General features: G+C 71.9%; 9 protein-coding genes. 3 read left to right on the forward strand and 6 right to left on the reverse strand.

Going from position 1 to position 11,870, the window contains the following annotated elements; translation table 11 throughout:
* Positions 1-3 precede the first annotated feature (3 nt).
* The 5 genes from ACZ6Q9_RS21235 to ACZ6Q9_RS21255 are packed head-to-tail and all read right to left on the reverse strand — an operon-like array spanning position 4 to position 5,782.
* Positions 4-846 (reverse strand): carbohydrate ABC transporter permease, encoded by an 843-nt coding sequence (locus ACZ6Q9_RS21235; protein WP_393267059.1) that lies wholly within the window; start codon positions 844-846, stop codon positions 4-6.
* Complete coding sequence (locus ACZ6Q9_RS21240) at positions 836-1,783, reverse strand: carbohydrate ABC transporter permease (RefSeq protein WP_393458624.1); 948 nt, start codon at positions 1,781-1,783, stop codon at positions 836-838. Before ACZ6Q9_RS21240 ends, ACZ6Q9_RS21235 begins: the two co-directional genes overlap by 11 nt.
* A gap of 12 nt (positions 1,784-1,795) precedes the next feature.
* Complete coding sequence (locus tag ACZ6Q9_RS21245) at positions 1,796-3,079, reverse strand: ABC transporter substrate-binding protein (RefSeq protein WP_393458621.1); 1,284 nt, start codon at positions 3,077-3,079, stop codon at positions 1,796-1,798.
* A gap of 23 nt (positions 3,080-3,102) precedes the next feature.
* Positions 3,103-4,698 (reverse strand): FAD-dependent oxidoreductase, encoded by a 1,596-nt coding sequence (locus ACZ6Q9_RS21250; RefSeq protein ID WP_393267067.1) that lies wholly within the window; start codon positions 4,696-4,698, stop codon positions 3,103-3,105.
* 58 nt (positions 4,699-4,756) lie between these two features.
* Complete coding sequence (locus ACZ6Q9_RS21255) at positions 4,757-5,782, reverse strand: LacI family DNA-binding transcriptional regulator (RefSeq protein WP_393458618.1); 1,026 nt, start codon at positions 5,780-5,782, stop codon at positions 4,757-4,759.
* 496 nt (positions 5,783-6,278) lie between these two features.
* Between ACZ6Q9_RS21255 and ACZ6Q9_RS21260 the strand changes: the two genes are divergently transcribed.
* Positions 6,279-7,637, forward strand: coding sequence for a hypothetical protein (locus ACZ6Q9_RS21260; RefSeq protein WP_396829989.1), 1,359 nt, complete (start codon positions 6,279-6,281; stop codon positions 7,635-7,637).
* A 67-nt stretch (positions 7,638-7,704) separates the two neighbouring features.
* Here the strand turns inward: ACZ6Q9_RS21260 and ACZ6Q9_RS21265 are convergent, their stop codons facing one another.
* Positions 7,705-9,855, reverse strand: a complete 2,151-nt coding sequence (locus tag ACZ6Q9_RS21265; protein ID WP_396829990.1) for an MMPL family transporter — start codon at positions 9,853-9,855, stop codon at positions 7,705-7,707.
* Positions 9,856-9,955: 100 nt separating this feature from the next.
* Here ACZ6Q9_RS21265 and ACZ6Q9_RS21270 point away from each other — a divergent pair, with 100 nt between their 5' ends.
* Together ACZ6Q9_RS21270 and ACZ6Q9_RS21275 are read left to right on the forward strand one after the other, a co-directional pair.
* Positions 9,956-11,269 (forward strand): sensor histidine kinase, encoded by a 1,314-nt coding sequence (locus ACZ6Q9_RS21270; protein ID WP_393267076.1) that lies wholly within the window; start codon positions 9,956-9,958, stop codon positions 11,267-11,269.
* The gene (locus tag ACZ6Q9_RS21275) at positions 11,221-11,865 is read left to right on the forward strand and encodes a response regulator transcription factor (RefSeq protein WP_357464222.1); all 645 of its coding nucleotides are present in this window, start codon (positions 11,221-11,223) and stop codon (positions 11,863-11,865) included. Before ACZ6Q9_RS21270 ends, ACZ6Q9_RS21275 begins: the two co-directional genes overlap by 49 nt.
* Positions 11,866-11,870: the final 5 nt, after the last annotated feature.

An 11,870-nucleotide genomic window follows, 5' to 3' on the forward strand; every position in this document is an offset into this window, starting at 1 on the left:
TCGTCACCCCTTGAGTCCGGTGTGCGCCAGGCCCTCGACGAACTGCTTCTGCGCGATGACGAAGACCACCAGGACCGGCAGCGCGGTCATCGACGCCGCGGCGAGCTGGACGTTCCACATCGGGCCGCCGTAGGCGTCGACGAACTGGGTGAGCGCCTGGGGCAGGGTGAACTTCTCGGGCGAGGAGAGGAAAACGATCGGTTCCAGGTAGAGGTTCCAGCTGTGCAGGAACGTGAAGATGGCGACCGCGCCCAGCGCGGGCCGGGACAGCGGCAGCGCGATCTTCCAGAAGGTCGCGAAGCGCCCCAGCCCGTCGACCCGTGCCGCCTCCTCCAGTTCGCCGGGGAGGCTGATGAAGAACTGCCGCATGATGAACGTCGCCAGCACGCTGGGCGCGCCGAGGATCGGCACCAGGATCAGCGGCCAGTGGGTGTCGACCAGGTCCAGCTTGAAGAACATCTGGAACAGCGGCACGATCGTCACCTCGCTCGGGATGAGCAGGCCCGCGAGCACCACCAGGAACAGCACGTTCTGGCCGCGGAACCGGATCCGGGCGAAGGCGTACCCGGACAGCGCGGACACGGCCAGCGTGCCGACGGTCACCACCAGCGCGATGTAGAGGCTGTTCAGGTACTGCCGGCCGAACGGCTGCAACTCGAACACCCGCTGGTACGCGTCCAGCTTCGGGCTCGCCGGCAGCAGCTGCGGCGGGAAGGCGAAGATGTCGGCGACCGGCTTCAGCGAGGAGGTGACCATCCACCAGGTCGGGAAGACGAACGGGATCGCCAGGACCAGCAACACCCCGTAGAGCACCAGCTTGGTCCGGGGCGACAGGTCACGATTCATGGAAGACCCATCTCTTGCGCATCTGCCACTGCAGCACGGTGAGCGCGAGCACGATGGCGAACAGCACGATCGACAGCGTGGCGCCGTAGCCGAAGTGGTGGAACTGGAACGCCTGCTGGTAGAGGTAGTAGACGAGCACGGTGGTCGAGGTGCCGGGCCCACCCTGGGTGAGCACCGCGATCTGCGCGAAGACCTGCAACGAGCCGACCACCGTGATGATCGAGGTGAGCAGGATCGTGGGACTGATCAGCGGCACGGTGATCCGCCAGAACTGGCGCATCCGGCTGGCTCCGTCGACCTCGGCGGCCTCGTACATCTCCGCCGGCACGCCCTGCAGGGCGGCCAGGAAGAGCACCATGTTCAGGCCGACGTTCTTGAACACCTGCACCACGACGACCGAGAGCATCGCGGTGCCCTCGCCGCGCAGCCAGTTCGGCCCGTCCACGCCGACGGTGTCGAGCAGACCGTTCACGCCGCCGTTGTCCTGCAGCAGGAACCCCCACACGATGGTCCAGGCCACCAGCGAGACCACCACCGGCGAGAAGAACAGGGTGCGGAACACGATCGTGCCGCGCAGCTTCTGGTTGAGCAGGACGGCCAGCAGCAGCGCCAGGCCGAGGTTGAACACGACCAGGCCGACGGAGAACAGCCCGGTGGCCCGCAGCACCGCGCCGAGGTTGGGATCGTCGGCGAGCGCCGAGTAGTTCTCGGCGCCGACGAACTCGAACGTGCCGGCCAGCACGTTCCACTCGTGCAGGCTGTACCAGACCACCAGGATCAGCGGCAGGATCACGAAGGCGAGGCTGCCGAACAGTTGCGGCGCGATGAATAAATAACCGGTGAGATGGTCGCGGCGGCGGCTGGTCCAGTACCGCCGCGACCCGGCCCGGGTGGGCAGGGCCTCGACCCCGCCCACCCGCGTGTCCGTCTGGGACATGGTCCGGCTGCCCTACTTCGCCAGCAGCGGCTGGATCTTGGCGCAGAGCGCGCCGAGGACGGCGGTGACGTCCGCGTCCGGCTTCCACAGCGGGTCGAGCCCGGCGCGGACCTGCTGGCTCAGCTCGGCCTGCCCGACGTGACTGGGCTTGATGACGCCGTTGGTGATGCCGTCGATGACGACCTTCTGCAACTGCTCGGGCTTCAGCGTCGGGTTCGTCTTCGCCAGCGTCTCCGCGGTGAGCTGCGACTGGCGCGGCGGCGGGAAGAACTGGGCGAGCTTGGCCGAGTTGGTGGGGTTGGTCAGGAACGCCAGGAAATCGGCGGCGGCCTGGGCGTTCGGGCCCTTCTTCATGACTCCGACGCCGGCCTGGCCGACCACCGAGTAGCTGCCCTTCGGCCCGGCCGGCAGCGGGACCAGGTCCCAACCGAAGCCGTCCGGCTTCAGCAGCGAGGCGCGGGAGATCTGGGTGACCGTCATGGCCGCGTCACCGGCGAAGAAGTCGGCGGTCGTACCCGGGCCGGGCAGCGCCTTACCGGTGAAGATCGCCTTGTGCAGGGTGGTCATCGCCTCGACCATCTCCGGGGCGGCGAAGCCGCAGGACTTGCCGTCCGCGCTCCACGCCTGGGCGCCCCAACCCGTCCAGAAGGTCGACAGGTTGTCCCAGCCCTTGTAGTCGAAGTCGCGGATCACGAGGCCGGCCTTGCCGGTCGCGCCCGCGGTGGCGCCGGCGACGGCGAGCGCGGTGTCCCAGTTCCACTGCCCAGCCGCGATCAGCTCGGCCGGCGTCTTCTGGCCGGCCTTCTTGAGCAGGTCGGTGTTGACGAAGACCCCGAACGGCGAGGTGGAGAACGGGTACGCGAACAGCTTGCCGCCGTTCTGCCAGAGCTTGAGGGTGGCCGGGGAGATGTCGTCGTACTGGTAGCCCTCGGCCTTCTTGAGGGTCTCGTCGAGCGGCAGCAGCGCGCCCGAGGCGACGAAGTCGGGGGCGGAACTCTCGAGCACCCAGGCCAGGTCGGGCGCGTTCCCGCCGGCGATCTGGGTGGTCAGCGTCGTGGTGTAGGTCTCGAACGGCAGCGGGTCGAACGTGATGGCCGCGACCTCCGGATGGGTCTTGCGGTACTCGTCGGCGATCTCGTTGAACAGCTTGAGGTGCGCCTCGTTGGCCGACCAGATGGTCATCCGCAGACTGGCCGGACCCTTGTCCCCGGCGTCGTCACCGCCACCGCAGGCGGAGAGCGCGAGCACGCCGGCCAGTGCCGCGGCGACACCGCGCACACCCTTTCCCAATCTCATGATCTTCTCCTCATCGGGGGTGTTCAGTAGCCCGCGATCTGAGGCCAGCGCATCTCCACGCCGGCCGCCGAGAGGCGGTCCTGGAAGTCGGCCAGCAGGCGGGGGGTGCCGCGGACCGCGCGCGGGGACTCGCCCCGCGCCAGGCAGAAGTCGGCGAGCAGGCCGGCGACCTCGCCGATGTTCCACTCGACCGGGTGCAGCCGGTAGCTGCCGTTGGTGACGTGCGTCGTGCCGATGTTCTTGCCGGCCGGGAGCAGGTTCTCGACGCGCTGCGGGATCAGCGCGCCCAGCGGGATCTCGAAGGGGCAGGAGCCGACGTCGATGTAGTTGTCGCCGCCGGTCGACGGGTGCAGGTCGATGCGGTACATCCCCACGCCGACCGAGTCCGGGTAGCTGACGGCGCCGTGGTCGCCGCGGACGGCCAGCGACAGGTCCTGCTCGACCACCGTGTACTCGGCCCGGATGCGGCGCGACTCCCGGATGTAGGGCGCCTGCGCCAGGCCGTCCCGGCTGCCGGTCACGTCGCCGCGTAGGCGCAGGCCGGGGAAGCCGGTCCCGCCGTCCGTCCGGGGCGCCTCGGTCTGCAGCCAGTACAGGACCGAGTACGACAGCTCGCGGGCCTTGCTCAGGTGCCAGGACGCGTTCGGCACGTCGATGACCGGGCCCTCGAAGTAGTCGATCATCGGCCAGTTCACCAGCGTGATGTCGCTGCCGTACGCGCCGTCGGTGAAGTTGCGCCGGGCGGCGATGCGCCGGAACGTCCAGAGGTTGCCGTCGCCGGGGTTGACCCGCTGGTCGGCGTTGACGGTCAGCGGGTCGTCGTCCGGGTTGGGGGTGAAGCTGCGTTCGACGATCTCCAGGGTGCGGGGGTGCGGCGACCGCCAGGACAGCAGCCGGTCACCCCAGAAGTCGGGCTTGTAGTCGCGCCAGAAGTCGTATCCGGCGGGACGGTCGATGGTGTGGTCGCCGTCGACGTGGTCGAGGGCGAAGCAGACGGAGACGGCCTGCATGTTCATCGGCTGCGCCTCGGCCGGCGCGCTGGGCTCGCCGGTGTCCGCCTGCGACTCGAAGCCCGTGACGTACTCGGTGCCGGACAGCGGCAGCAGCTCGCCGGTCTCGGTGGCGTCGAGGACGTACGGGGCGGTGATGTCGATCCGGTCGTCGCGGTCGCGGTGCGCCACGGTCACCGCGACCACCCGGTCCCCGTCGGTCTCGGCGGCGACCGGCCGGTACGGCTGGAGCACGGTCAGCCGGCCGGCGCCACGGTACGGCGCCAGCATCTGCTCGATGACGGCGACGGCCACCCGGGGCTCGTGGCAGAGCCGGCTGACCCAGCCGGCCCCGGGGTTGAGGTCCGTCCAGCCCCGGGACCGTTCGGTGAGCGGGTAGTGCCGGCGGTAGTAGTCGCGGATCCCGGTGCGCAGGGCCCGGTAACTCGCGGTGGCCCCGAACTGTTCGATCCAGGAGTGCTCGTCCGGCGGGACGGCCTGGCTGGTGAGCTGCCCGCCGAGCCAGTCGAACTCCTCGGTCAGGATGACCGACCGGCCGGCCCGGGCCGCGGCGAGCGCCGCCGCCACCCCACCCAGCCCGCCCCCGACGACGAGGACGTCCGCACGCATCTGTACCACTTGCTTCCTTCCGGTTTCACGGTCACCGCGAAGCCGCGGCGACCGCCGATCAGGGGGCGCCGAGGGTGTCGCCCTCGACGAGTTCGCAGGGGAGCAGTCGCTGCTGCACGCCGTCGGCGCTTCCGTCGATGACGCCGGTCAGCACCTCGACGGACTGCCGGCCCATCTCCTCGCGCGGGATCCGGAACCCGGTGAACGCGACATCGGTGGGCACCGGGACCGTCGGGTCGCCGAGGGTCAGGATCGACAGGTCACCGGGCACGGCCAGGCCGCGTCGCCGGGTGGCCAGTTCCAGCGCCACGGCGGTGGCGAAGTCCTCCACGAAGGCGACGGTGATCCGGTCGGCGAGCAGGTTGTCGAGGATCGCCTCGGCGTCCTGGGCGGCGGCCGTCAGGTGGCGGGCGCTCTCCGCGGCCGTCGCAGACGCGACGAACCCGCGCCGCCGGTCCTCGGAGGACTCCGCGGTGGTGCCCATGCTCAGGTAGGCCAGGCGCCGGTGTCCGCGGGCGAGGGCCAGGCCCACCAGCTCGCCCACCGCCCTGGCGTAGTCGGCGCCGACGTACGGCACCGGGCCGCCGGCGTCGTCGCGGCGGCCGACAGCGACGTACGGAAAACCGTCGCGGTTGAGTCGGCTCAGCTCCGCGCCGTCGATCTCCCGCCCGAGCAGGATGCAGCCGTCGGCCAGCCGCAGCCGGTTGTCCTGGTGGAAGATGCGCCGGCGGCCGTCGACGACCGGGGCGCTGGTGAACAGCAGCAGGTCGCAGCCGGCGCGCTCCGCGTAGTCCTCGATGCCGAGCAGGAAGGGGTGGAAGAAGTCGCGACTGCCGCTGGGGAAGGCGGGCTCGTAGGTGAAGACGCCGATGATCCGGTTGAACCGCGCGGCGAGTCGGCGGGCCACGGGATCGGCGGCGTACCCGGTCTCGGCGATGACCCGCAGCACGCGGTCGCGGGTCTCGGGCGCGATGCGGACATCGGCGTCGGCCCGGTTGTTGAGCACCAGCGACACGGTCGCCTGGCTGACGCCGGCCAGCCGGGCGATGTCACGCTGTGTGACGCGTCGGGGGGTAGCGGGCACAACGGTGTCCTTCCGGTGCGGCTAATGCGTATTAGCGCTCGGCGTTGGGAGGAGCCTGGCGGCTGACCGGGTGTGTGTCAAGGGGTGGACGTGGATATTTCAGGGAGATGAACGTCCAGGGCTAATGCGCATTAGCCCGCGAGGGGGCCACCGGCGGCCGCAGCGGGGCGTGCGACGCCCGCCGCACGACGGGCGTGTACCGGGGGAGCGTGGCGGCCCCCTTGACAAGGCTGGCCCGGGTCGAGCAGCATTCGGGAAGCGTCAATGCTAATACGTATTAGTCGCCGGTCGGGCTACCCGCCCCGCGGCTGCGGTCAGCTGACCGCCTCACCCAGCGTGACCTCGCGTCGCCCCGTGGCGCGATGCGCCACGTCCACGGTCACCACCCGTACGGGGCCGTCCCCCTGATCTCCGCGTCGACGGCCCCCGCACCGGCTCCCCGCCCGGGCCGGCCGGGGAGCGCCCCCACCACCCCCGAAAAAGAGCAGGAGCAGCCATGACGAAAGCACCCGTCCGAGTGCCCAGCCGCGCCGCCGTGGCGGCAGCCGGCGTGGGCCTCCTGGTCGCCGCCGTGGCCGGTGCCGCTCCGGCCGCCGCCGACCCGGCACCGGACTTCCCCCGCTTCACCTACGCGGGCACCGCGTTCGACAAGAGCGCCCTCACCTACAACCCGACGAACGAGTTCATCTTCCCGAGCGTCATCCGGGCCGCCGACTACTTCTCCGAGCCGCTGGGCACCTACTACCTGTACTACGCGCCCCACGAGCGGCCCGGCGGGATCGCCCTGGCGTATTCCGACTCGATCGACGGCCCGTGGACCGAGTACCAGGCCAACCCGTTGATCAGCAACACCTGGCTGCCCCACTACGCCACGGTCAGCCACATCTCCTCGCCGCACGCGATCTGGGTCGAGGGCGAGCGGAAGTTGTTCCTCTACTTCCACGGCGAGAACTCGATCACCCGGTACGCCACCTCGGACGACGGCATCCACTTCAGCTACGGCGGGACGGCGGTCAGCCGGGACCACAGCACCGGTGGGGAGACCTCGTACGCCCGCGTGTTCGAGCAGGCGGTGCCGCGGCTGGGCAGCCGGTACCTGACGCTCTTCATGGACAATCCCACGGCCGCGCTGCCGGGCCCGACCGGGCCGGTGTCCCGACGCATCCGCTGGGCCGTCTCCCCGGACGCGCGGACGTGGACCATCCAGCCCGACCCGATCGTGACCCCGCAGGGCATCGAGGGCCCGAACGCCTCGGGGCCGTTCTTCCTGCGCTGGAACGGCCGCAACCTGGTGATCTTCCACGCCGCCGACGGCAACATGCACGCCGTGGACGTCGGCGAGAACTTCGACCGGGAGGTCCACCTCGGCGTCGTGCACGACTCGATGAACACCGCGCCGGACCTGGGGCGGTCGGCCGCGCCGACGTTCTACTTCGACGGCCGCACGGCGCACATGTACTACGAGGCCGGCGGGCGGCTCACCGCGACGATCGGCCACGCCGTCGCCACCCTGGACCAGCCGGTGCCCGCCCGGGAGGTGGACTGCGTGGTGGACCGGCCGGTGCTGTGGCCGCCGAACCACGAACTGGTCGACGTCACCGTGACGGCGGACCTGCGTGACGGCGTCCTCGGCCCGAACGCGCTCACCCTGACGGCGGTGACCGGCGGCGACGTCGCGGACGTCAGCGGCTTCACCCTCGGCAGCCCGGACACCAGCGGCCGGCTGCGGGCGGAACGCGACGGCGCCGGCGGGGACCGCGTCTACACCCTGACGTACGCGGGCCACGACGAGATCGGCCGCCCGGTCGGCTGCGCGGTGACCGTCACCGTGCCCCACGACCGGCGCGGCAGTTGACCGGCGGGCGCCGGCCGTACCGCTCTGGGTACGGCCGGCGCCCGCCCGGTGGCGGGGTGGCCGGGCGTTACGCCCCCGCCGCGGCCGGCTCGACCGGCTGCGTCCGCACCGGCGGTGACCCTCGCCGCGACAGCACGCCCGGCCACCAGGTGCGGCGGCCGATCTCCAGCGCCAGGGCCGGCACGAGCAGGCTGCGCACGAGGAACGTGTCCAGCAGCACGCCGACGCCGACGATGACGGCCGACTGCACCGACGGCACCAGCGGCAGCACGCTGAGCGCGCCGAAGGTGGCCGCCAGCACCACGCCCGCGCTGGTGATGACGCCGCCGGTGACCGTCAGCGCGTGCAGCACGCCCCGGCGGTGCCCGAGCCGTGCCGTCTCCTCCCTGGCCCGGGTGGCCAGGAAGATCGTGTAGTCCACGCCGAGGGCGACCAGGAACAGGAACGTCTGCAGCGGGATCCCCACGAACAGCTTGGGATAGCCCATGGCGTCGAGGATCAGCCCGGCCGCGCCCATCGCGGCGACGTAGGACAGCACCACGCTCGCCAGCAGTAGCAGCGGCGCGACCAGGGCCCGCAGCAGCAGCACCAGGACGGCGAACACCACCGCCAGGATCAGCGGGCCGACGACCCGGTTGTCGCGGTCGACGGTGCGTTCCTCGTCGAGCAGGTACGCGGTGTCTCCGCCGACCAGCGCCTGCGCGTCCGGCACCGTGTGCACGGCGGTGCGGAGCCGGTCGACGGTGTCCAGCGCGGCGTCGCTGTCCGGCGTGTCCGCGAGGACGGCCGCGACGCGTACCCACCGGCCGTCGGGGGAGAGCTGCGGCTCGCCGACCTCGGCCACCCCGGGCACCGCACGGGCGGTGGCCACCACCTGGTCGGCCGTGCCGGCGGTGGCCAGGATCTCGGCGGGGGCCACGGTGCCGCTCGGGTAGTGCGCGGCGATCATCCGCTGGCCCGTGATCGAGCCGACCTCGGTGGTGAACGACTGGTCAGCCGGCATGCCGATGCTGAGGTTGCCGATGCCGAAGCTGAGGGCGACCAGCGCCGCCGCCGTGCCCAGCCACACCACGCGCGGGCGGCGGCCGACGGCGCCGGCGACGCGGCGCCACAGCCCGTGCCCGGACGCCTCGTCGTCGACGACCGCGTCGGGGGTGTGGCGGGGCACGAACGGCCAGAACAGCCAGCGCCCGAAGATGACCAGCACGGCCGGCAGGAGCGTGGTCATGGCCAGGAACGCCGCGGCGATGCCGACCGCGCCGACCGGTCCCAGGCCCCGGGTGGCCGGGAGCTGCGCGGCGAGCAGGCACAGCAGGCCGACCGCGACGGTCGCCGCCGAGGCGCAGATGGCGCCGAACGACCTCCGCAGCGCCACGGCCATCGCCGCGTGCCGGTCGGCGTGCCGGCGCAGCTCCTCCCGGTACCGGGCGATGAGCAGCAGGGCGTAGTCCACGCCGACACCGAAGACCAGCACGGTGAGGATGCTCTGGCTCTGGAAGTCGACCGCCAGGCCGCCGTACTCGGCCAGCAGGTAGACGACCGCGCTGGCGAGCTGGTTGGCCAGCGCGACCGTGAGGAGGGGGATCAGCCACAGGACCGGGCTGCGGTACGTCAGGAGCAGCAGCAGCGCGACGGTGCCCGCGGTCGCCAGCAGCAGGGCGGTGTCCATCCCGGCGAACGCGTCGAAGACGTCCTCGGTGGCGCCGGCCTCGCCGGTGAGCGCGGTGCGCAGCCCGTCGGGGGCGTCGGCGGCCAGCCGGTCTCTGATGTCGGCCACCGCGTCGGCCCGCTGCTCGTCGTCGCCGGCGACCGGGAAGGACACCAGCACCGCCTTGCCGTCCTCGCTCGGGACCGAAGGCGACACCTGGCCGCCGTCGGCGTACGCGGCGTACGCGGCCCGGTCGCCGTCGACCTTCGCGCGGTCGGCGTCGGTGAGCCCGCTCTCCCGCACGTAGACGGCGACCGCGAGGGGCGCCTGGGAGTCGGGGAACGCCGCCTCCGCCCGCTGCACCGCGCGGCTGGCCTCCACCGAGGCGGGCAGCGCCCCGAGGGTGTCGTTGTTCTGCACCTCGGTCAGCTTGATCGCCAGCGGCCCGGCCACCGCGACGAGGACGAGCCAGAAGACGAGCATCGCGTACTTGGTGCGTCGGCCGGACGGTAGGCCGGCCAGTCGTTGCCGCCGGGACATGTCGGGTCTCTCCTGCCTGGTTGTGGTCACACCTCGATCCTTCGACCGGAGGGGGGCGGGGGCAGGGGTGACAGGTCCCGAACGTGGGTGGTGCTAGCACCACCGATTCCGGTGGGACCGGTGCCGGAGAATGGGCGCCGTGGACAGCTCCGTACGCGCGTTCGTCAGGCAGTCGGTCCGGCCCGGCGCGCTCGCCGCCGTGCAGGGCCTGGCCGTGGCCCTGCTCAGCCTGACCACCAACGTGGCGCTGTTCGTGCTGTCGGTGGTCTCGCTCGCGCTCATCCCGGCCCTCGGCATCGGGTTCGCGCTGTTCCCCGCGGTCACCGTGCTGGTGCGGTGGTCGACCGGGCTGCAACGCCGGGTGGCCGGGTGGCACGGCATGCCGATCGCCTCGCCGTACCCGCCGGCGCCCGAGGGCGCCCGGCTCGGCACCTGGCGGCGGTTCCGCTGGGTGGTCGGTGACCCGGCGACCTGGCGGGACCTGGCCTGGCTGATGCCGGGCATGGTGACCGGCGGGGCGTGCCTGCTGGCGTTCGTCCTGCCGGTGTACGGGCTGGAGGGCGTCCTGCTGCTGCCCTTGGTCCTGTTCCTCACCGTCGGCTGGTACGGCTACGGCGTGTTCTGGCCGATGGACAACCTCGTGCAGGCGGTGCTGTCCGTACCCCAGGGATGGTTGTTCCTGTTCGCCGGCCTGGTGGTCGCGCCGTGGCTGGTGTGGCTGCACTTCCGCTTCGCCGGGTTCTTCCTGGCCCCGACCCGGGCGCAGGAGTTGGCGTTGCGGGTCCGGCAGCTCTCCGCCACCCGGGCCGACACGGTCGACACCCAGGCCGCGGAGCTGCGCCGGATCGAGCGCGACCTGCACGACGGGGCGCAGGCCCGGCTCGTCGCGCTGCGCATGAGCATCGGCCTGGCCGAGAAGCTGATGGCCGACGACCCGGCCGCGGCGCAGCGGCTGCTCACCGAGGCGCAGGAGACCAGCGGCCGTGCCCTGGTCGAGCTGCGCGACCTGGTCCGCGGCATCTACCCGCCGGTGCTGGCCGAACGCGGACTCGACGGCGCCGTGCGGGCGCTCGCGCTGGCCGTGCCGCTGCCCGTGGAGCTCGACGTCGCGCTGCCCGGCAGCCCGCCGGCCGCGGTCGAGTCGGCGGCCTACTTCGCGGTGGCCGAGGCGCTGGCCAACGTCACCAAGCACAGCGGCGCGGCGCGGGCGTGGATCCGGCTGGCGTACCGTGACGGTCGGTTGACCATGGTGGTCGGCGACGACGGCCGGGGCGGCGCGACGCCGGACTCCGGGACCGGCCTGTCGGGCGTGCAACGCCGTCTGGCAGCCTTCGATGGCACGATGACCGTGACGAGTCCGCCCGGCGGACCGACTGTCGTGACCATGGAGCTGCCGTGCGAGTTGTCATCGCGGAGGATCTCGCCCTCCTCCGGGACGGGCTGACGCGCATCCTCGACGCGTTCGGCTGCCAGGTGGTCGAGGCCGTCGCCGACGGGCCGTCCGTGCTGCCGGCGCTGGTCCGGCACCACCCGGACGTCGCGGTCGTCGACGTGCGACTGCCGCCGACCTTCACCGACGAGGGGCTCCAGGCGGCGTTGCAGGCCCGGACCCGGCTGCCGGGCCTGCCGATCCTCGTGCTCTCCCAGCACGTCGAGCAGTTGTACGCCCGCGAGCTGCTCTCCGACCGTGGCGGGGGAGTGGGCTACCTGCTCAAGGACCGTGTGTCCAATGTCGACCAGTTCGTCGACGCGGTGCGCCGGGTGGCCGGCGGTGGCATGGTGATGGACCCGGAGGTCGTCTCCCAGCTCCTCGCCCGCAACGCGACGGCACAGCCGCTGCGGGAACTCACCGCGCGGGAGCGGGAGGTGCTGGGCCTGATGGCCGAGGGTCGGTCGAACGCGGCGATCGCCGGGCGGCTGTTCGTCACCGAGAAGGCGGTCAGCAAGCACATCAACAACATCTTCAGCAAGCTGGGGCTGCCGCCGTCGGACGACGACAACCGCCGGGTGCTGGCGGTCCTCGCGTACCTGCACGGGTGAGGGTT

It is taken from the genome of Micromonospora sp. NPDC049139 (assembly GCF_055586845.1).

What these genes read in the sequence shown, in the direction of transcription:
- ACZ6Q9_RS21235 (WP_393267059.1), bottom strand. Translation starts at nt 846, where the DNA reads ATGAATCGTGACCTGTCGCCCCGGACCAAGCTGGTGCTCTACGGGGTG.
- ACZ6Q9_RS21240 (WP_393458624.1), bottom strand. Translation starts at nt 1,783, where the DNA reads ATGTCCCAGACGGACACGCGGGTGGGCGGGGTCGAGGCCCTGCCCACC.
- ACZ6Q9_RS21245 (WP_393458621.1), bottom strand. Translation starts at nt 3,079, where the DNA reads ATGAGATTGGGAAAGGGTGTGCGCGGTGTCGCCGCGGCACTGGCCGGC.
- ACZ6Q9_RS21250 (WP_393267067.1), bottom strand. Translation starts at nt 4,698, where the DNA reads ATGCGTGCGGACGTCCTCGTCGTCGGGGGCGGGCTGGGTGGGGTGGCG.
- ACZ6Q9_RS21260 (WP_396829989.1), top strand. Translation starts at nt 6,279, where the DNA reads ATGACGAAAGCACCCGTCCGAGTGCCCAGCCGCGCCGCCGTGGCGGCA.
- ACZ6Q9_RS21270 (WP_393267076.1), top strand. Translation starts at nt 9,956, where the DNA reads ATGGGCGCCGTGGACAGCTCCGTACGCGCGTTCGTCAGGCAGTCGGTC.